This is a genomic window from Cellulomonas sp. NS3 (assembly GCF_024757985.1).
Taxonomy (GTDB): Bacteria; Actinomycetota; Actinomycetes; order Actinomycetales; family Cellulomonadaceae; genus Cellulomonas_A.
Map to the genome: position 1 here is coordinate 1817486 of NZ_CP103289.1, position 19176 is coordinate 1836661.

18 protein-coding genes are annotated in these 19176 nt (G+C 75.0%); 10 read left to right on the forward strand and 8 right to left on the reverse strand.

The genetic code is table 11. The features are described 5' to 3' along the window. Window positions 1–29: 29 nt before the first annotated feature. The 6 genes from cofD to NXY84_RS08390 all read right to left on the reverse strand — a co-directional run bounded on the left by cofD (window position 30) and on the right by NXY84_RS08390 (window position 7412). Window positions 30–1031, reverse strand: coding sequence for a 2-phospho-L-lactate transferase (gene cofD / locus NXY84_RS08365; RefSeq protein ID WP_258726628.1), 1002 nt, complete (start codon window positions 1029–1031; stop codon window positions 30–32). Next, window positions 1028–1924: an ABC transporter ATP-binding protein gene (locus NXY84_RS08370; RefSeq protein WP_258726629.1), complete on the reverse strand. Its 897-nt coding sequence runs from the start codon at window positions 1922–1924 to the stop codon at window positions 1028–1030. The genes cofD and NXY84_RS08370 overlap by 4 nt, the downstream gene beginning before the upstream one ends. Next, complete coding sequence (locus NXY84_RS08375; RefSeq protein ID WP_258726630.1) at window positions 1915–2946, reverse strand: putative F420-0 ABC transporter permease subunit; 1032 nt, start codon at window positions 2944–2946, stop codon at window positions 1915–1917. The genes NXY84_RS08370 and NXY84_RS08375 overlap by 10 nt, the downstream gene beginning before the upstream one ends. 19 nt (window positions 2947–2965) lie before the next feature. Continuing rightward, complete coding sequence (locus NXY84_RS08380) at window positions 2966–4027, reverse strand: putative F420-0 ABC transporter substrate-binding protein (RefSeq protein WP_258726631.1); 1062 nt, start codon at window positions 4025–4027, stop codon at window positions 2966–2968. A gap of 194 nt (window positions 4028–4221) precedes the next feature. After that, window positions 4222–5874 (reverse strand): GGDEF domain-containing protein, encoded by a 1653-nt coding sequence (locus NXY84_RS08385; RefSeq protein WP_258726632.1) that lies wholly within the window; start codon window positions 5872–5874, stop codon window positions 4222–4224. 131 nt (window positions 5875–6005) lie between these two features. Beyond that, complete coding sequence (locus tag NXY84_RS08390) at window positions 6006–7412, reverse strand: aminotransferase class I/II-fold pyridoxal phosphate-dependent enzyme (protein WP_258726633.1); 1407 nt, start codon at window positions 7410–7412, stop codon at window positions 6006–6008. A 266-nt stretch (window positions 7413–7678) separates the two neighbouring features. Here NXY84_RS08390 and NXY84_RS08395 point away from each other — a divergent pair, with 266 nt between their 5' ends. From NXY84_RS08395 to NXY84_RS08435, 9 genes are all read left to right on the forward strand, one after another. Beyond that, on the forward strand, window positions 7679–8527 hold the full coding sequence (locus NXY84_RS08395) for a nitrilase-related carbon-nitrogen hydrolase (protein ID WP_258726634.1): 849 nt from the start codon (window positions 7679–7681) through the stop codon (window positions 8525–8527). Between the two features lie 52 nt (window positions 8528–8579). Beyond that, complete coding sequence (gene hydA, locus NXY84_RS08400) at window positions 8580–9998, forward strand: dihydropyrimidinase (protein ID WP_258726635.1); 1419 nt, start codon at window positions 8580–8582, stop codon at window positions 9996–9998. 17 nt (window positions 9999–10015) lie between these two features. Beyond that, window positions 10016–11047: a TIGR03842 family LLM class F420-dependent oxidoreductase gene (locus NXY84_RS08405; protein ID WP_258726636.1), complete on the forward strand. Its 1032-nt coding sequence runs from the start codon at window positions 10016–10018 to the stop codon at window positions 11045–11047. Further along, a complete protein-coding gene (locus NXY84_RS08410) occupies window positions 11044–11958 on the forward strand; it encodes an ABC transporter permease (RefSeq protein WP_309485070.1) in 915 nt (304 codons plus the stop codon). Before NXY84_RS08405 ends, NXY84_RS08410 begins: the two co-directional genes overlap by 4 nt. Then, window positions 11955–12764: an ABC transporter ATP-binding protein gene (locus NXY84_RS08415; RefSeq protein ID WP_258726637.1), complete on the forward strand. Its 810-nt coding sequence runs from the start codon at window positions 11955–11957 to the stop codon at window positions 12762–12764. The genes NXY84_RS08410 and NXY84_RS08415 overlap by 4 nt, the downstream gene beginning before the upstream one ends. Further along, window positions 12761–13555, forward strand: a complete 795-nt coding sequence (locus NXY84_RS08420; RefSeq protein WP_258726638.1) for an ABC transporter permease — start codon at window positions 12761–12763, stop codon at window positions 13553–13555. The genes NXY84_RS08415 and NXY84_RS08420 overlap by 4 nt, the downstream gene beginning before the upstream one ends. A gap of 123 nt (window positions 13556–13678) precedes the next feature. Beyond that, complete coding sequence (locus NXY84_RS08425) at window positions 13679–14818, forward strand: ABC transporter substrate-binding protein (RefSeq protein WP_258726639.1); 1140 nt, start codon at window positions 13679–13681, stop codon at window positions 14816–14818. Between the two features lie 147 nt (window positions 14819–14965). Next, on the forward strand, window positions 14966–16315 hold the full coding sequence (locus NXY84_RS08430) for an aspartate aminotransferase family protein (protein WP_258726640.1): 1350 nt from the start codon (window positions 14966–14968) through the stop codon (window positions 16313–16315). Between the two features lie 74 nt (window positions 16316–16389). Beyond that, a complete protein-coding gene (locus tag NXY84_RS08435; protein ID WP_258727159.1) occupies window positions 16390–17136 on the forward strand; it encodes an SDR family oxidoreductase in 747 nt (248 codons plus the stop codon). A 25-nt stretch (window positions 17137–17161) separates the two neighbouring features. On the opposite strand, the gene NXY84_RS08440 is transcribed toward NXY84_RS08435, so the two are convergent. Both NXY84_RS08440 and NXY84_RS08445 read right to left on the reverse strand, forming a co-directional pair. Next, window positions 17162–17809, reverse strand: coding sequence for a hypothetical protein (locus tag NXY84_RS08440; protein ID WP_258726641.1), 648 nt, complete (start codon window positions 17807–17809; stop codon window positions 17162–17164). After that, on the reverse strand, window positions 17806–18495 hold the full coding sequence (locus NXY84_RS08445) for an HAD family hydrolase (protein ID WP_258726642.1): 690 nt from the start codon (window positions 18493–18495) through the stop codon (window positions 17806–17808). The genes NXY84_RS08440 and NXY84_RS08445 overlap by 4 nt, the downstream gene beginning before the upstream one ends. Window positions 18496–18595: 100 nt before the next feature. Here NXY84_RS08445 and NXY84_RS08450 point away from each other — a divergent pair, with 100 nt between their 5' ends. Next, a complete protein-coding gene (locus NXY84_RS08450) occupies window positions 18596–18859 on the forward strand; it encodes a hypothetical protein (protein WP_258726643.1) in 264 nt (87 codons plus the stop codon). Window positions 18860–19176: the final 317 nt, after the last annotated feature.

The window sequence follows — 19176 nt, forward strand, 5'->3', positions numbered from 1 at the left end:
ACGCCGACGGGCGCGAGCGCGTGCGTCGCTCAGACGCCGACGAGCGCGAGCGCGTCCGCGGCGATCCGCGCCGTGGTGGGCACGTCGGTCATGAGCGTCGGGACCGCCCGGGCGGCCCAGCCCTCGGTGGCGAGCGCCTCGGCCGCACCCGCGTCGACCGAGTCGACGAGCCACGCGTCGAGCACGCCGCCGTCCGGCCGCCGGCCGTAGTGCCGGGCGACGGCGGCGGCGCTCGTCTCGACGCCGATCGCGCGCAGGCACGCGTCGGCCATGCCGCGCACGGGAGCCCCGCCGATCACCGGGCTCACGCCCACGACCGGCGCGCTCGTCGCCCGCAGCGCCTCGCGCACCCCCGGGACCGCGAGGACCGTGCCGACCGAGACGACGGGGTTCGACGGCGGGACGACCACGACGTCGGCGTCGCGGAGCGCGTCCAGGACCCCGGGGCCCGCGGCCGCCCGCTCGAGGCCGACCTGCACGAACCGCCGCGCGGGCAGCGCGGCGCGGTGCCGCACCCACCACTCCTCGAAGTGCAGCAGAACGGGCGCGCCGTCGGGGCCGTCGACCTCGACGTGCGTCTCGACCTCCTGCTCCGTCATCGGGAGCAGGCGGGCGCCGGGCGACCAGCGCCCGCACAACCGGGCGGTCACGTCGGCGAGCCCGAGCCCGGCGCGCAGCAGCTCGGTGCGGGCCAGGTGGGTCGCGAGGTCCAGGTCGCCGAGGGTGAACCACTCGCCGCCGAGCCCGTACGCGGCGAGGTCGGTGCTCGTGCGCGTCGTCTCCTCGCGCCGGCCCCAGCCCTGGTCCTCGTGCACCGCCCCGCCGAGCGTGTACATCAGCGTGTCGAGGTCGGGGCACACCCGCACGCCCCGGAACCACATGTCGTCGCCGGTGTTCGCGACGACGGTGACCTCGGCGGTCGTGCCCGCGGGGTCGTCCGGTCCGCCCGGGAACCGCGTGCGCAGCAGGGCCAGCAGCCCGCGCGTGAACCGCGCGCCGCCGACGCCGCCCGAGAGGACCGTGACCTTCATGCGTGTGCTCCGTCGGTCGGGGGTGCGGGGGACGCGGGCGCCCGCTCGCTCGTCGGTTCGGCGAACGCGATGACCGGGCGACCCGTGCGCGGGTGCGTCAGCACGTCGCAGTCGACGCCGTAGACCTCGCGCAGGAGCGCGGGACGCAGCACGTCGCGCGGGTGCCCCGCGGCGGCGAGCCGCCCGCCGGAGAGCACGAGCACGTGCTCGCAGAACGCCGCGGCGAGGTTCAGGTCGTGCAGCGCCGCGACCGTCGTCGTGCCGAGGTCGCGGACGAACGCGAGCAGGCTCAGCTGCGTGCTCACGTCGAGGTGGTTCGTCGGCTCGTCGAGCAGCAGCAGCTCGGGCTCCTGCGCCAGCGCGCGGGCGACGTGCACGCGCTGGCGCTCGCCGCCCGACAACGACGACCAGGGGCGCTCCGCGAGGTGCCCCGCGCGGGCGTGCTCGAGCGCGCGCGTCACCGCCGCGGGGTCCGGGTCGGTGCCCCACACGGTGCGGTAGGGGATCCGTCCGAGCGCGACGACGTCGTGCACCGACAGCGGCACGGTGCTCGACGACTCCTGCTCGAGCAGCGCGATCCGCTGCGCCCGCGCGCGGCGAGGGAGCTCGTGCACGGGCACCCGCGCGGCGGTGCGGTCGGGGGTCGCCGGGCCGGTCGGGGTCGTGGCGACGCCCGCGTGCGCGTCGGCGCCCGCGTCCGCCCCGGGGTCGACGAGCACCGCCCCTCCCTCGGGCACCAGGAGCCCGGCGACGAGCCGCAGCAGCGTCGTCTTGCCGGCGCCGTTGGGCCCGAGCAGCCCGGTCAGGCGACCCGGGGGTGGCGTCGCGTCGATCCCGTCGACGACCCAGCGCCCGCCGAGCCGCGTCCGCACGCCCGTCAGCGTCAGCTCCACGCGACCCCCCGACCGCGGCGCAGCAGCACCGCGAAGACCGGGACACCGATCAGCGCGGTGATGATCCCGACGGGCAGCTCGCGCGGGTCGAACACCGTGCGCGCGAGCGTGTCCGCCCAGACGAGGAAGACAGCGCCGGTGAGCGCCGCGACGGGCAGCAGCCGGCGGTGCGCGGGCCCGGTGACCACCGAGACCGCGTGCGGCAGGACGAGCCCGACGAAGCCGATGGCGCCGCTCACCGCGACCATCGCGCCCGTGAGCAGCGCGACGAGCGTCATGAGCGTCCACCGCGTGCGACCCACGTCGATGCCGAGGGCCGCGGCCGACGTGTCGCCGAACGCGAACGCGTCGAGCCGCAGCGCGCTGAGCACCAGGACGACGCCCACGGCCGCGAGCGCGCCGCCCGCGATCCACACCGAGGACCAGGTGGCGCCCGCGAGCGAGCCCATGAGCCAGCTGAGGATCTCGCGGTAGGAGTCCCCGGTCGCGGTCCAGAAGATGACGAACGACGTGCCGGCCGCGGCGAGCTGGGAGACCGCCAGGCCGGCGAGCACGGCCCGCCCCGGGGTCAGCACGCCGCCGGTGCGCGCGAGCGCGAGGGTCGCGACGAGCGCGGCCAGCGCGCCCGCGAACGCCGCGACGGGCAGCAGCAGGCCGACGCCGACGACGAGCACCGCGACCGCACCGAGCGAGGCGCCCGAGGACAGCCCGAGCAGGTAGGGGTCGGCCAGCGGGTTGCGGGTGAGGCTCTGCATCACGGCCCCCGCGAGCGCGAGCCCGGCACCGACCGCCGCGGCGGTGAGCACGCGGGGCAGGCGCAGCTCCCACACGATCGCGTCGAGCAGGCGCGGCACCGGGGCGGCGCCCGGGAGCCCGAGGTGGGCGGCGATGCTGCGTCCGACGTCGGCGACCGCGATGTCCGCGGGTCCGATCGTCACGGTGACGAGCACCGTGGCGACGAGCAGCGCGCCGCCGACCGCGAGGAGCACGGGCAGCGGCGGGCGCCAAGGGGCTCGGTCCATGCCGGGGGCCGCCCGCCCGTCAGCGCGCGGCCGGCAGCGCGGCGAGCTGCTCGGCGAGGTCGACGACCGCGTCGGCGTTGCGCACGCCCGCCTCGGCCGCGGGGAACGGCAGGGTGAGGTAGCGCTGCTCGCGCACCGCGGTGAGCTCGCGCGTCGCCGGGTTGGACTCGAGGAGCTCGATCTTGGACTCGGCCGTGTTCCACGCGGCGTCGACGAGGACGATCACGTCGGGGTCCGCGGCGACGACCTGCTCCCAGCCCGCGGAGGTCCAGGTGTCGTGCACGTCCGCGAAGACGTTGGTCAGGCCCACCGCCTCGAGAATCATCTGCGGGGCGCCGATGCCCGCGCCCACGTAGGGCGTGTCGGTGCCCGAGCTGTACCAGAGCGCGGTCGTCTCCTGGGCGGGCGGGGTCACGGACGCGAGCGCCGCCTCCTGCTCGGCGACGAGCTCCTCGGCCCGGTCGGTCACGCCGAACAGCGACGCGACCTCGCGGATCTCGTCGAAGAGCTCCTCGAACGTCAGCGGGTCGGGCATGTACTCCTCGCCCTTGCACGCCGCGGGCGCGACGTACGTCGCGATGCCGAGCGCGGCGAGCGCCTCACGGTCGCCGGCGCCGTCCGGGGAGAAGTTCGACTCCCAGCCGCCGTACACGAGGTCGGGCTGCACCTCGAGCAGCGCCTCCTGGCCGGGGACCTTGTCGGAGAGCACGGGGATGCCGGCGGCGGCGTCGGCGTACTGCTCGGGGACGGGGCCGTCGGCGAACGCGGTGCCGACCAGGACGTCCTCCAGGCCGAGCGCGAGCAGCATCTCGGTCGCGGTCGACTTGATGGTCACGACCCGCTCGGGCGGCGCGTCGAGGCTGACCTCCGTCCCGCAGTTGTCGAGCGTGACGGGGGAGAAGCCGCCGGAGGGCGAGGGTGGCGCCGTCACGGGCTCCTCGGTCGCGGGCGACGGCGCGCACGCGGCGAGCGCGGCACCGAGGGACAGCGCGAGGGTGAGGGCGCCGACGGGGCGGCGGCGCACGGCCGTGCGGGCGGACCGGCGGGCGGACGCGCCTGCGTCGGGGGCAGGGCGGGACATGGGGGCGCTCCTGGGGTGCGGTGCTGGGTGCGGCTCGGGGCGCAGCGTCGGGCCCGCGACGTCAGGTGGTCGGCGCAGCTCGCCGACGTCGAACCCGGGCCCATGTCCAGGCCCTCGCTCCGAGCCAAGTCCAGCCCGGGATCCAGCGTCATCGTAGCCCCGGCGCACCGGGTCGCCGCGCGCGAGCGGACCCCTCAGAGCGCGACGTGCACCGCGTCCCGGCCGTTGCGCTTGACGTGGTACAGCGCCTCGTCGGCGCGCGTGAGCATCGACGCCACCGTCTCGTCCGGGCGGTGCACGGCGACGCCGACGCTGACGGTCAGGGTCCCGCCCGGGATGAGGTCGTCCCACCGCTGCGCGACGATCACCCGGCGGATCCGCTCGCACGCGTCGGCGGCGTTCACGTCGGTCAGCCCGTCGAGCAGGATCGCGAACTCCTCGCCGCCGTAGCGCGCGGCGAGGTCGCTCGCCCGCACGACGTCGTGCAGGACCTCCCCGAGCCGGGCCAGCACCTGGTCGCCGACCTGGTGCGAGAACTCGTCGTTGACCCGCTTGAAGTGGTCGATGTCGAGCAGCACGCACGCGAACCGCCGGGACGGGTCGCCCGACCAGCGCGCGAGCGCGACGTCGAGCGCGCGGCGGTTCGGCAGCCCGGTGAGCGCGTCGTGCGTCGCCTCGTGCTCGAGGCGCGCGTTGTGCTCCTCGAGAGCCCGGGCCCGGGTGCGCTCCGCGTCGGCGGCCCGCTCCGCGCGCTCGACCTCGAGCCGCGAGCTGAGCAGCAGCGCGCGGCGGTCGGCGATGGCGTCGCCCTGCTGGAGCGTCAGCTCGTGGAGCTCGCGCAGGGCCGCCAGGGCCGACGGCAGGTCGCCGCGGCCCTCGTGCGCGTCGACGAGCGTCGAGAGCAGCTCGATGCGCTCGCCCGGCCGGTCGAGCTCGGCGCACAGGTCGAGGCCGTCGCACAGCGCGAGCACGGCCTCGTCGAGCCGCCCGGTGCGCACGAGCCAGCGTCCGCGCAGCCCGTGGTACTGCAGCTCCTGACGCGCCGAGGGGAACGTGCGGAGCATCGCGTGGGTGCCCTCGAGCGCCTGCCCGGCGGCCTCGAGGTCACCCGCGTGCATGTGGGCGCCGACCACGGCGAGCCGGGCGTCGATACCGGTCCGGGCGAGGCCCGCGGCGTCGGCCTCGTCGACGGACTGGCGCGCGATGCCGAGAGCGTGGCGGGCGGCGGCGAGCGCACCCCGGGGGTTCGCCGCGACGAGCCGCCCGCTCGTGACGACGTAGGCCTTCGCCAGGTTCGTCAGGGCCATCGACGCGTGGTCGGGGTCGTCGGCCGCGAGCCAGAGCCGGCGCGCCTCGGAGAGCACCTGCGCGGCCTGGGGGGCGAAGTGCGGCATGCCCATGTAGACCGTGCCGAGGCTGTTGAGCACCGAGGCGGTGCCGGCGTCGTCGTCGGTCTGCCGGCGCAGCCCGAGCGCGCGGTCGAGCTCGTCGATCGCGCCCTCGACGTCGCCGATCTCGTGGTGCACGAGCCCCTGGCAGACGAGCGCGCGCGACTCCCAGACGAGATCGCCGAGCTCGTGCGCGAGGTGCTGGGCGCGCTCGGCGGCGCGCAGCGCGTCGGCGTCCTGCGCGAGCACGTGGTGGGCGAACGCGACGCAGCACGACAGGCGCATCTCGGCGTGCTCGTCGCCGTGCAGCCGCGCGAGGTCCAGGTGCTCGCGCGCCCGCTCGACGCACGCGGGGGCGTCGGACTCCTGGAGGAGCTCGAGCTCGTCGACGAGCGCGTCCCAGTCCGGCGCGTCGACGGGGTGCGCGAACGTCGCGTGCGGCGCGTCGGTCACCGACATGCCACCACCTCCCCGCCGACGGCGCCGCCCGGGTGCGCGCGCTGATGGACGTCCTATCGGCGGATCCGGCGGGGACGTGAGCCAAGTCGTCGGACAGCCGTCCAGGTCGGCGAGCGCCCGGAGGGGAGCGGTCACGCGGCCGCGAGCGCGAGCGCCCGGGCGATCGCGTCGACATCGTCGCGCAGGACCCCCACCGTGACGCGCACATGCGCCGGGCGCTCGCCGTCCGCGTGGCCGGTGGACGCGACGAACGGCGAGCCGGGCGCGACCCGGATGCCTGCGGCCTCGAGCCGCACGAGCGCCGCGGCCTCGTCGGCGACGGGCAGCCACAGGTTGATCCCGTCGCCGGGCGGGACGTGCACCCCGTGCTGCGCGAGCGCGCCGGTGAGCGCGCGCTGCCGGGCGGAGTAGACGCGCCGTGCGTCGAGCACGGCCCCCATCGCGTCGCCGTCGGTCATGAGGTCGACGAGCACCTCCTGCAGCAGCCGGCTCGTCCACCCCGGCCCGAGCATCCGGCGCGCGACCAGCGGGTCGAGCACGGCCGCGGGCCCGCCGACGGCGGCGATGCGCAGGTCCGGCCCGTGCGACTTGGAGTACGAGCGCACGTGCACGGTGCGGTGCGGCAGGTGCTGGCCGAGGCTCACGTCGGGGGCGCGGCAGATGTCGCCCGAGTGGTCGTCCTCGACCACGTGCACGCGCGGCCCCTCGCGCGGTGCCCGCAGGACGCGGGCGAGCTCGCGCGCGCGGGTCGCGGTCATGCTCACGCCCGTCGGGTTGTGCGCGCGCGGCTGGAGCACCACGACGCTCGCGCCGGTGTCGAGCGCGGCCGCGAGGAGGTCGGGGCGCAGGCCCTGGCGGTCCAGGGCGACGGGCACCCGCTCGAGCCCGAGCTGGTCGAGCAGGTCGAGGATCGGCGGGAAGCAGGGGTCCTCGACGACGACGCGGTCCCCGAAGCGCGCGACCTGCTCGAGCGTGCGGCTCAGCGCGTCGACCGCGCCGTCGACGACCGTGAGGCGCTCCGGGGCGAACGGCCACGACGCGCGCAGCAGCCGCTCGAGCGGCTCGACGAGCGGCGCCGACAGGTACGTCCCCGTCCCGGCCGCGGGCGTGCGCTCCGCGACGCGGCGCAGCGCGGGCCCGAGCGCGGGCAGCAGCGCGGGGTCCGGGGTCCCGGCCGACAGGTCGAGGCGGGCGGCCGGTGCACCGGTCGCGAGGTCGCGGTACCGCGGCGGGAGCCAGCTCGCGGGCTCGGGCTGGACGTAGGTGCCGGCGCGGCCGCGGGAGACCACGAGGCCGACCCCCGCGAGCGCCTGCCAGGCGCCGCTCACGGTCGCGGGCGAGACCCCGAGCTCCGCCGCGAGCTCGCGCACGGTCGGCAGGCGGTCGCCCGGCACGAGCTCGCCCGACCGCACGAGGCGCGCGACGGTGGCGGCGATGCCCCGCGGGCTGCGGTCGTCGACGTGCGCGGCGAGGCGCGCCGGCGCGGTGGCGAGGGAGTCGCCGGCAGGGGCGGCGGCGTCGGGGGCGTCCTCGGGCATGGCGTCATGGTGCCGTGCCCGGGTCCGCCCGCGGTGCGGCGGGACGCACCCCCGGGGGACGAACCGGGCACGGGTGGCGAAGGTTTACCGGACCGTCACCGGGGTTCTCGACGGGGAAACACGCGGTTACGCCGCAGAAATGTTCAACGCCCACAGTCACATTCCTGGCGACGTGGCCCCGCGGCCCTCGCCGGCCCCGGGACCCCGCACCGGACCGCCGACCGGCACGCCCGGCGGCGACGACGGATCGACGAGGCGGAGGACCGATGAGCGTGGTGCGCGTGGCGCTGACCCAGACCGGCTGGACGGGCGACAGGGAGTCGATGACCGCCCTGCACGAGGACTTCACGCGGCAGGCCGCCGCGCAGGGCGCGCAGGTGATCTGCTTCCAGGAGCTCTTCTACGGCCCGTACTTCGGGATCACGCAGGACCCGGCGTACTACGAGTACGCGGAGTCCGTCCCCGGGCCGACGACCGAGCGGTTCGCGACACTCGCCGCCGAGCTCGGCATCGTCATCGTGCTGCCGGTGTACGAGGAGGACCAGCCGGGCGTGCTCTACAACACCGCCGCGGTCATCGACGCGGACGGCACCTACCTCGGCAAGTACCGCAAGCACCACATCCCGCACCTGCCGAAGTTCTGGGAGAAGTTCTACTTCCGCCCGGGCAACCTCGGCTGGCCGGTGTTCGAGACCGCGGTCGGGAAGATCGGCGTGAACATCTGCTACGACCGGCACTTCCCGGAGGGCTGGCGCACGCTGGCCCTCAACGGCGCCGAGATCGTGTTCAACCCCAACGCCACCGCGCCCGGCATCTCGAACAAGCTCTGGGAGATCGAGCAGCCCGCCGCGGCCGTCGCGAACGGCTACTTCGTCGCGGCGTGCAACCGCGTCGGCGCCGAGACCAACGAGTACGGCGACGAGGCCGTCGCGTTCTACGGCTCCTCGTACGTCGTCGGGCCCGACGGGAACGTCGTCGGCGACGTCGCGTCCTCGACCGAGGCCGGGCTGATCGTCCGGGACGTCGACCTCGACCAGGTCCGCGAGGTGCGCGAGCGCTGGCAGTTCTTCCGCGACCGCCGCCCCGACGCCTACGCCCCGATCGTCGCGCCGTGAGCGCGGGCCCCCGCGTGCCGGACCACCGACGCCCCCCGAAGGGAGGCCCCGCATGAGCACGACCCTCGTCACCGGCGGCACCGTCGTGAACGCGACCGGCCGCGGCGCCGCCGACGTGCTGGTCGACGGCGAGCAGATCGCCGCCGTCCTCGCGCCCGGCTCGACGCTGCTCGGCCACGACCTCGCCGCCTCGGTCGACCGCGTGATCGACGCGACGGGGAAGTACGTCATCCCGGGCGGCATCGACGCGCACACCCACATGGAGATGCCCTTCGGCGGCACGTTCGCCTCCGACACCTTCGAGACCGGCACCAAGGCGGCCGCGTGGGGCGGCACGACGACGATCGTCGACTTCGCCGTGCAGTACGCGGGCGAGAACCCGCTCGAGCAGTACGCGCTCTGGCAGGACAAGGCCGCGGGGGCGTGCGCGATCGACTACGGCTTCCACCAGATCCTCAGCGACGTCCAGGACTCCTCGCTCGACGCGATGGACGAGCTCGTCGCGGAGGGCGTGTCGAGCTTCAAGCTGTTCATGGCCTACAAGGGCGTGTTCCTGTCCGACGACGGCCAGATCGTCAAGGCCATGCAGAAGGCCGCCTCGAACGGCTCGATGATCATGATGCACGCCGAGAACGGCTCGGTCATCGACCTGCTCGTGCAGCAGTCCCTCGCCCGCGGCGACACCGACCCGGTGTTCCACGGGCTGACCCGGCCCTGGCAGGCCGAGGCCGAGGCGACGCACCGCGCGATCCTGCTCGCGAACCTCACGGGCGCCCCGCTGTACGTCGTGCACGTCTCGGCGAAGCAGGCCGCGCACCAGATCGCGCTCGCCCGCGACGAGGGCCAGAACGTGTTCGGGGAGACCTGCCCGCAGTACCTGTACCTGTCGCTCGAGGAGCAGCTCGGGGCACCCGGCTTCGACGGCGCGAAGTGGGTGTGCTCGACGCCGCTGCGCTCGCGGGCCGAGCACCACCAGGACCACATGTGGCGCGCGCTGCGCACCAACGACCTGCAGCTCGTCTCGACCGACCACTGCCCCTTCTGCCTGACCCAGAAGCAGCTGGGCGTGGGCGACTTCTCGAAGATCCCCAACGGGATCGGCTCGGTCGAGCACCGCCTCGACCTGCTCTACCAGGGCGTCGTGACCGGCGAGATCACGCTCGAGCGGTGGGTCGAACTCTGCTCGACGACGCCCGCGCGGATGTTCGGGATGTACGGCCGCAAGGGCGTGATCGCCCCGGGCGCGGACGCCGACCTCGTCGTCTACGACCCCGCCGGCCACACGTCGATCGGGCTCGGGAAGACCCACCACATGCAGATGGACTACTCGGCCTGGGAGGGCTTCGAGGTCGACGGGCACGTCGACACGGTCCTCTCGCGCGGGTCGGTCGTCGTCGACGGCGGCGAGTTCCACGGGCGGGCCGGGCACGGCCGCTACGTCAAGCGCGAGCTGTCGCAGTACCTCATCTGACCCGAACGGAGCACCCCATGGACTTCGGCGTCGTCCTGCAGACGAACCCCCCCGCCTCGCGCACCGTCGAGCTCGCGCGCCAGGCCGAGACGCACGGCTTCGACTACGTGTGGACGTTCGACTCGCACCTGCTGTGGCAGGAGCCGTTCGTCATCTACTCGGCGATCCTGGCCGCGACCCGCAAGGTCGTCGTCGGGCCCATGGTGACCAACCCCGCGACGCGGGACTGGACCGTGCTGGCCTCGCTGTTCGCGACGCTCAACGAGATGTACGGCAACCGGACCGTGTGCGGCATCGGGCGCGGCGACTCCGCGGTGCGCACGCTCAACGGGCGGCCGTCGAACCTCGCGACGCTGCGCGACTCGATCCACGTGATCCGCGAGCTCGCGAACGACCGCGCGGTCGAGGTCAACGGTGCGAAGGTCCGCTTCCCGTGGAGCCGGGGCTCCGCGCTCGAGCTGTGGGTCGCCGCGTACGGGCCGCTCGCGCTCAGGCTCACCGGCGAGGTGGGCGACGGGTTCATCCTGCAGCTCGCCGACCTCGACGTGGCCGCGTGGATGATCCGTACCGTCCGGGACGCCGCCGAGCAGGCCGGGCGGGACCCCGACACGGTGAAGTTCTGCGTCGCGGCCCCGATGTACGTCGGCAACGGCGACTCCCCGGCGGAGCGGGCGCACATGCGCGAGCAGTGCCGCTGGTTCGGCGGCATGGTCGGCAACCACGTCGCGGACATCGTCACGAAGTACGGCGCCGGGTCGACCGTGCCGAAGGCCCTCACCGACTACATCGAGGGCCGGCAGGGGTACGACTACAACCAGCACGGCCGCGCCGGGAACACCCACGCGGACTTCGTGCCCGACGAGATCGTCGAGCGGTTCTGCCTGCTCGGCAGCCCGCGCGAGCACGTCGAGAAGCTCGAGGCCCTGCGCGCGCTCGGCGTGACGCAGTTCGCCGGCTACCTCCAGCACGACAACAAGGAGGAGACCCTGCGGCTGTACGGCGAGCGCGTCATCCCTGCGCTGCGCGAGACCGTCGTGGCGACCGCGTGAGCGAGCGACGGGCGGCGGTCCGGCGGGCGGGCGCCGCGGCGGCGGGCCGGGCCCACCGCGTCGGCCTGGGTCTCGCGGCGCTCGCCCTCGTGGTCGCGGCGTGGGAGGGCTACAAGCTCCTCGGGCCCGACGACGGCTGGCTCGTCGGGGAGCTGCGGCTCCTGCCGCGCACGTCCGACCTCGCGATGCCGCACGTGGCCGACGTGCTCGCGCGGCTCGCCGAGCCCGTGACCGGCGCGGCCGGCGTCCCGGCGCTGTGGGTCGCCGTCGTGCGGGCGTGCGCGTCGAGCCTGCGGGTCGCGGCCGTCGGGTGGGTGCTCGGGGTCGGCGTCGGGCTGCTGCTCGCGGTGCTCATGCAGCGCGTGCGGCTCGCCGAGCGCGCGGTGCTGCCGTTCGTGGTGCTGAGCCAGACGGTCCCGCTCATCGCGCTCGCGCCGCTCGTGAAGTCGTGGGGCTCGAGGCTCGAGCTGGGCGCGTTCGAGTGGCAGGGCTGGATGTCGGTCGCGGTGATCGCGTCCTACCTCGCGTTCTTCCCCGTCGCGGTGGGGGCGCTGCGCGGCCTGCAGTCGCCCGACGCGATCCACCGCGAGCTCCTCACGAGCTACGGCGCGGGCTGGTGGCAGGCGCTCGTGCACCTGCACCTGCCCGCGTCCGTGCCCTACCTGCTCCCCGCGCTGCGCCTCGCAGCCGCGGCCGCCGTCGTCGGGACCGTCGTCGCCGAGGTCTCGACCGGACTCCCCGGAGGTGTCGGACGCATGATCCTCGAGCTGGCCAACTTCGCGAGCAGCGACCCCGCGAAGCCGTGGGCACCCATCCTCGGGGCGATCGCCCTCGGGCTCGTGGCGTCGGGCGTGGTCGCGCTGCTCGGCGCCCCGCTCGGCCGCTACCGCCGGGCGGAGGTGCCCGCGTGAGCGCCGTCGCAGTGGACGTCCGCGGCGTGAGCCGGGTGTTCCCCGGCAGCGGGGGCGCGAGCGTGACCGCGCTCGACGACGTCGACCTCGCCGTCGCCGCGGGGGAGTTCGTCTCGCTCATCGGCCCGTCCGGCTGCGGCAAGAGCACGCTCCTGCGGCTCGTGGCCGACCTCGACGCCCCGACGTCCGGGACCATCGAGGTCTTCGGTCGCAGCCCCGAGCAGGCGCGGCTCGCGCACGACTACGGCATCGCGTTCCAGCAGGCCGGCCTCCTGCCGTGGCGCACGGTCCGCGCGAACGTCGAGCTGCCGCTGGCGCTGCACGGGACCGGCAGGGCCGCCCGGCGGACCCGCGCGGAGGAGATGCTCGCGCTCGTCGGGCTCACCGACTTCGCGGACCACTTCCCCGACCAGCTCTCGGGCGGCATGCAGCAGCGCGTCGCGATCGCCCGCGCGCTCGCCGAGGAGCCGAGCCTGTTGCTCATGGACGAGCCGTTCGGCGCGCTCGACGAGATGACGCGCGAGCGGCTGCAGAACGAGCTCGTGCGGATCTGCGCCGAGACGCGGGCCGCCGTCGTGTTCGTCACGCACTCGATCCCCGAGGCGGTGTTCCTCTCGGACCGGGTCGTGGTCATGTCGCCCCGCCCGGGCCGGATCCGCACGGTGGTCGACGTCGGGCTCGGGCGGGCCGCGGGGCGTGAGGACGGCGTGCGCGAGGACACCGCCTACTTCGCGGCCGTGACCGCGGTGCGTGAGGCGCTGCACGGCGGGTCGCTCGTGCCGGCCCGCGGGGTGGACGTCCCGTGAGCGCGCGCACCGCCCCTGCACCCGGCGCCGGTGCCGACGTCGCGCAGCGCGTCCTCGCCCCGGTCCTGCTCGGTCTCGCGGTCCTCGCCGCGTGGCAGGCGGCCGTCACGCTCGGCGACCTCCCGGCGTACCTGCTGCCCGGCCCCGCGGCGATCGGCGCCGAGGTCCTCGCGTTCGGGCCCGCGATCGCCGCCGCCGCGCTCGTCACCGGTACGAACGCGCTCGTCGGGCTCGCGCTCGGGTCGCTCGCCGGGATCGGCCTCGCGGTCCTCGCGGCCCGCACCCGCGCGGTCGACGCGCTGCTCGGGCCGCTCGTCGCGGCGCTCGCGGTCGTCCCGATCGTCGCGCTCGCCCCGGTGCTCTACACGATGTACGGCGCGAGCTCGGAGGTCGCGCGCCAGCTCGTCGCGGCGCTCGCGGTGGGAGTCCCGGTGTTCGTGAACTCGCTGCGCGGGCTGCGCCAGGTCCGGCCGGTGCACCGGGACCTCATGCGGGTCCTCGCCGCGACGCCGCGCCAGGTGACGCGCACCGTGACGATCCCCGCGGCCGTGCCGTTCGTCTTCACCGGCCTGCGCCTCGCGTCGTCGCTGGCGGTCATCTCCGCGATCGTCGCGGAGTACTTCGGCGGACCGCGCTCGGGCATCGGCTCGTTCGTCACGACCGCCGCCGCGGGCAGCAACTATGCGCGCGCCTGGGCGTACGTCGTCGGCGGCATCGTCGTCGGGCTCGTCTTCTACGCCGCGACGCTCGCCGCCGAGCGGGCCGCGACCCGGCACCAGGCGCCGGGCTGACGCCCACCCCAGAGGTCCACCTGCCGACGTCGCCAGGTCGGTCGATCACCGCAGCACGCACGAACCCGCACGACCCCGCCCGGGGCAGGGGCGGCCCCACGCACACCGACGGAAGGCGATGACATGAGGGACACCACACGCGCACGGTGGGCCGCGCTCGGGCTCACGGCCGCGCTCACGCTCGCGGGCTGCGCCGGCGACAGCGAGCCCCAGGCGGGCGCCAGCGAGTCCGCGAACGGGATGACGCCCGTGAAGCTCCAGCTCCAGTGGCTCACGCAGGCGCAGTTCTCCGGCTACTACGCGGCGCTCGCCGAGGGGTTCTACGCCGACGAGGGCCTCGACGTCGAGATCCTGCCGAGCGGCGGCGACGTCGTCCCGCAGGACGCCCTCGCGAACGGGGAGGTCGACTACGCCGTGGCCTGGGTGCCCAAGGTGCTCGGCTCGATCGAGCAGGGCGCCGACATCGTCGACGTCGCGCAGATCTTCGAGCGGTCCGCGACACTGCAGGTCGCGTTCGCGGACTCGGGGATCGACTCGGTCGAGGACCTCGCGGGCAAGAAGATCGGCAGCTGGGGCTACGGCAACGAGTGGGAGCTGTTCGCGGGGCTCACCAAGGCCGGCGTCACGGACGTCGAGATCGTGCAGCAGGCGTTCGACATGAACGCGTTCCTCGCGGGCGACATCGACGCGGCGCAGGCCATGACCTACAACGAGTACGCGCAGCTGCTCGAGGCCGAGAACCCCGAGACCGGCGAGCTCTACCAGCCCGAGGACTTCACGGTCATCGACTGGAACGAGGAGGGCACCGCGATGCTCCAGGACGCGATCTGGGCGGACCAGGGCCGCCTCGCGGACGACGAGCAGTACGCCGAGACGACCGTGAAGTTCCTCAAGGCCACGATCCGCGGCTGGGTGTTCGCGCGGGACAACCCGCAGGAGGCCGCGGACCACGTGACCGAGGCCGGCTCGACCCTGGGCACGAGCCACCAGCTGTGGATGACCAACGAGGTCAACAAGCTCATCTGGCCGAGCACGGGCGGGATCGGGCACATCGACGAGGCCGCGTGGGACGCGACCGTCGAGATGTCGCTGAAGACCTCCAACGAGACGGGCGCGACGCTCCTCTCCGAGGAGCCCGCCGAGCCGGCGTTCACCAACGAGTACGTGGACCGGGCGCTCGAGGAGCTCGAGGAGGAGGGTGTCGACGTGACGGGCGCCGACTTCGAGCCCGTCGACGTGACGCTCGAGCCGGGCGGCGCCTGACCGTCCCGGGGGCGGGCTCGGGCGGGCCCGGGCGGTCTCCACGCCGTCCGCGCCCGCCCCGGCGCCGCACGTCCCCGGGGCACCACCCACCGCACGAGGCACCACGCACGAGGCACCACGCACCACGCGACCAGGAAGGCGCCCGCCATGACCGCTGCACCGCCGGCACCCCCGCCGGACCTCGCACCGCACCCCGACGACGTGCGCGCCGCCGAGCTCGACCGCGCGCACGTGTTCCACTCGTGGTCGGCGCAGGGCGCGCTCACCCCGTTCGTCGTCGCGGGCGGCTCGGGCTGCGAGGTGTGGGACCACGCCGGCCGCCGCTACCTCGACTTCTCGAGCCAGCTCGTCAACACCAATATCGGCCACGGGCACCCTGCGGTCGTGCAGGCGATCCAGATGCAAGCCGACCTCCTGCCGACCGTCGCACCGGCGACCGCGAACCTGACGCGGGGGCTCGCCGCCCGGGCGGTCGTCGGGCACGCGCCCGCGGGCATGCACAAGGTGTTCTTCACGAACGGCGGCGCCGACGCCAACGAGAACGCGATCCGGCTCGCGCGCCTGCACACGGGCCGCGACAAGGTCGTGTCGATGTACCGCTCGTACCACGGCAACACCGGCGCGGCGGTCGTCGCGACGGGGGACTGGCGCCGGGTGCCCAACGAGTTCGCGCGCGGTCACGTGCACGCGTTCGGCCCGTACCTGTACCGCAGCGAGTTCTGGGCGAGCACGCCCGAGGAGGAGTGCGAGCGCGCGTTGCACCACCTCGAGCGCGTGCTCCAGTGCGAGGGCCCGGACTCGGTCGCGGCGGTGCTGCTGGAGACGGTGGTCGGGACCGGCGGGGTGCTCGTGCCGCCCGACGGCTACCTCGCCGGGGTGCGCGCGCTGTGCGACCGCTACGGCGTGCTGCTGATCCTCGACGAGGTCATGTCGGGCTTCGGCCGCACGGGCGCGTGGCTCGCGCTCGACCACTGGGGGGTGCGCCCCGACCTCGTGACGTTCGCGAAGGGCGTCAACTCGGGCTACGTCCCCGCGGGCGGGGTCCTCATCGCCGACGAGATCGCGGCGACGTTCGACGACCGCGTGTTCCCGGGGGGCCTCACCTACTCGGGGCACCCGCTCGCGATGGCGGCCGTGGTTGCGACGATCGAGACGATGGAGCGCGAGCGCGTCGTCGAGAACGCCGCGCGCATCGGGACCGACGTGCTGGCGCCCGGGCTCGCCTCGCTCGCCGACCGCCACCCGGTGGTCGGGGAGGTCCGGGGGCTCGGGGTCTTCTGGGCGCTCGAGCTCGTCGCGGACCCGGCGACGCGCGAGCCGCTGGCCCCCGCGCTCATGGGCCGACTGAAGTCGGAGATGATGGCCCGCGACCTGCTGCCGTTCCTCGCGGACAACCGCCTGCACGTGGTGCCGCCGTGCGTGGTCACGGACGACGAGGTGGCGCGGGCGCTGGCCGTGTACGACGAGGCACTGACCGTGATCGAGGGAGAGCTGTGAGCACCACGGGTTCGGACGGCACGACGCAGGGCACGACCGGGGAGGGCGCGGACGGGGCACCCACCACGACGCGGCTGCGCGCCGTCGTCACCGGCGCCTCGTCGGGGATCGGCGCCGCGACGGTGCGCCGGCTGCGCGCCGAGGGCTGGGACGTCGTCGCCGTCGCGCGCCGCGCCGACCGGCTCGAGGCGCTCGCGGCGGAGACGGGCGCCGAGCCGTTCGCGTGCGACATCACGTCCGACGACGACGTCGCCCGGCTGACCGCGCACGTCGAGGCGACCGGCGGCCTGACGTCGCTGGTCAACAACGCGGGCGGCGCGCTCGGGCTCGACCGTGTCGAGAACGCCGACGTCGAGGGCTGGCGCTGGATGTACGAGACCAACGTGCTCGGCACCCTGCGCATCACGAAGGCGCTGCTCCCGGCGCTGCGCGCGAGCGGGCGCGGCGACGTGCTCGTCGTGACCTCGACCGCGGGCATCGCGCCCTACGAGGGCGGCGGCGGATACACGGGCGTCAAGCACGCCGAGCGGATGCTCACCACGACGCTGCGCCTCGAGCTCATCGGCGAGCCCGTGCGGGTCATCGACGTCGCGCCCGGGAACGTCGCGACCGAGGAGTTCTCGCTCGTGCGCTTCGGGGGCGACGCCGAGCGCGCCGCGAGGATCTACGACGGCTACGAGCCGCTGCTCGCCGAGGACGTCGCCGACGTCATCACCTTCGCCCTCACGCGCCCGCACCACGTGAACATCGACACGCTCGTCGTCCGGCCGCGGGCCCAGGTCTCGAACACGCAGATCGCGCGGCGACCCGCGGGGAGCTGAGCGCCGGCGTGCGGGAGCGTCGGCCTCAGAGCGCGCGCGCCCACCGCTCGCCGTCCCGCGCGAAACCGGCGCGGTGCAGGTACGGGCGCACGCTCGCGGCGACGACCCCCGTGCTGACGACGCGCTGCGCCCCGCGTGCCCCGAACGGGCCGGCGGGGGAGTAGATGAGCGAGCCCGCGGTGTAGTCGCGGTAGCCCGGGATCACGTAGTCGACGAGCAGCTGCCACGTCCCGGCGCCGACGGCGTCGCGCTCCCGCACCGCCACGACGAGCCCCACCGTGACGTCGCCGTGCAGCACGAGCGCGCACAGCACGTTCGGTGGCGCCACGTCGAGCGTCGGCAGCGTGCGCGCGGCGGGCCAGAACCGCGCGACGTCCTCCCCGTGCTGGCTCAGGAAGCGGGCCACGAACGGGTCGTCGACGGCCGCGGCGACCCACTCGAACGCGGTCCCGGTGCTCCGACGCCGCAGCAGGCTCACGACGAACCACGCGTTGATGGCGCACAGCGCCACGTTCATCGCGACCATCGGCCACACGCCGATCAGCGCGTTGAACACCACGAGCGCCCCGGACGCGGCGAGGTTCAGCACGCGGAACCGCAGCATGCGCGACTGGAGGACCGAGTAGACGAGCAGCACCGACCCGGCCCAGCCGAGGACGTCGACGGCGCTCACGGGGCGGCCACCCCCGCCGGGGCCCCGCGGCCCGCGGTCAGCAGCGCGCGCAGCTCCGCGGGCGAGGAGACCGTCGCGAGCGGCGCCACGGCCTCGAGCTCCCCGGCCGGCGCGTACCCCCAGGTCACGGCGATGCACTCGACCCCGTGCGCGCGTGAGCCGAGCACGTCGTGCTCACGGTCGCCCACCATGACGACCTCCCCACGTGCGACGAGGACCCGCGCACCGAGCGAGTCCAGCGCGTGCGCGACGACGGCGGCCTTGCTCGCGCGGCTCTGGTCGAACGACGCGCCGAACACGCCGTCCACGAGGGCGTCGAGGCCGAAGTGCGCGGCGATGCGGCGCGCGGTCGGCTCGGGCTTCGAGGTCGCGACGGCCGTGCGCAGGCCCGCGGCGCGCAGCGCGGTCAGCAGCTCGACGATCCCGGGGTAGAGGACCGCGTCGCGCGTCGCCCGCTCGGCGTAGTCCGCGCGGTACGCCGCGATGCCGGTCTCGACGAGCTCCGGCGGGACGCCGTGGGCCCGGAAGTTGTCCCAGATCGGCGGCCCGACGAAGGTCCGCAGCGTCGCGGCGTCCGGTGCGGGGATCCCCATCGCGGCGTACGCGGCGCGCACCGAGGCGGTGATCGCGGGGGCGGAGTCGGTCAGGGTCCCGTCGAGGTCGAGCAGCGCGAGGCGGTAGGTCACGGGCGAGATCATCCCACCGCAGGACGCCCGGACCGGCGCTGCGTACAGTCGGCCGTGCGGCGCGGCCGTCGGTCGGTCCGCGCGAGGAGGGGGAGCGGCGATGCACGAGGAGCCCGACGTCGAGTCCCTGTGGCCGGAGCTGTTCGAGCCGCTCGACGAGCAGCAGCGCCGCTCCGTCGCGCAGTCGTTCGTGCGGGCGGCGGCGGGCGGCTGGGTGCCGAACCGAGAGGACGTCGAGAACCTGACCGCGCTCGAGAGCGGGGCGATCACGCCCGAGGAGTACGACCGCCGCGTCGACGAGTCCGCGACGCGGCACTGGGTCGACGAGGCCGTCTGGCGCCCGGGCGGCTCGGCCGTCGTCTGACGCGCCCCCGTGCCGGCACGCGCCGGCCCGACCGGCGGCATCCCGCTGGCGGACCCCACCGCACCGGCGTCTAGGATGGCGGGCACAGGCGTCGACCCGGCCATCACCGGCGAGCCTCCGGAAGAACAGCGGTGAACGCCCGGGTCACGGGGGGAGCGCCGCCCAGTAGAACCGGACGGGGCAGGCCCGTCACAGCCGTCGGAGAGTGGTCGCGCACCCGTTCGCGGGGCGTGGCAAGCGGGGTGGTACCGCGGTGGCGACCGGTGAGAGCCGGGGCCGTCGTCCTCGTGCAGGTGACGAGAGCGCACGACCGACCC

Excerpts from the sequence above, each read along its gene's own strand:
- cofD (WP_258726628.1), bottom strand. The coding sequence starts at position 1,031 with ATGAAGGTCACGGTCCTCTCGGGCGGCGTCGGCGGCGCGCGGTTCACG.
- NXY84_RS08375 (WP_258726630.1), bottom strand. The coding sequence starts at position 2,946 with ATGGACCGAGCCCCTTGGCGCCCGCCGCTGCCCGTGCTCCTCGCGGTC.
- NXY84_RS08380 (WP_258726631.1), bottom strand. The coding sequence starts at position 4,027 with ATGTCCCGCCCTGCCCCCGACGCAGGCGCGTCCGCCCGCCGGTCCGCC.
- NXY84_RS08385 (WP_258726632.1), bottom strand. The coding sequence starts at position 5,874 with ATGTCGGTGACCGACGCGCCGCACGCGACGTTCGCGCACCCCGTCGAC.
- NXY84_RS08390 (WP_258726633.1), bottom strand. The coding sequence starts at position 7,412 with ATGCCCGAGGACGCCCCCGACGCCGCCGCCCCTGCCGGCGACTCCCTC.
- NXY84_RS08395 (WP_258726634.1), top strand. The coding sequence starts at position 7,679 with ATGAGCGTGGTGCGCGTGGCGCTGACCCAGACCGGCTGGACGGGCGAC.
- hydA (WP_258726635.1), top strand. The coding sequence starts at position 8,580 with ATGAGCACGACCCTCGTCACCGGCGGCACCGTCGTGAACGCGACCGGC.
- NXY84_RS08405 (WP_258726636.1), top strand. The coding sequence starts at position 10,016 with ATGGACTTCGGCGTCGTCCTGCAGACGAACCCCCCCGCCTCGCGCACC.
- NXY84_RS08425 (WP_258726639.1), top strand. The coding sequence starts at position 13,679 with ATGAGGGACACCACACGCGCACGGTGGGCCGCGCTCGGGCTCACGGCC.
- NXY84_RS08430 (WP_258726640.1), top strand. The coding sequence starts at position 14,966 with ATGACCGCTGCACCGCCGGCACCCCCGCCGGACCTCGCACCGCACCCC.
- NXY84_RS08450 (WP_258726643.1), top strand. The coding sequence starts at position 18,596 with ATGCACGAGGAGCCCGACGTCGAGTCCCTGTGGCCGGAGCTGTTCGAG.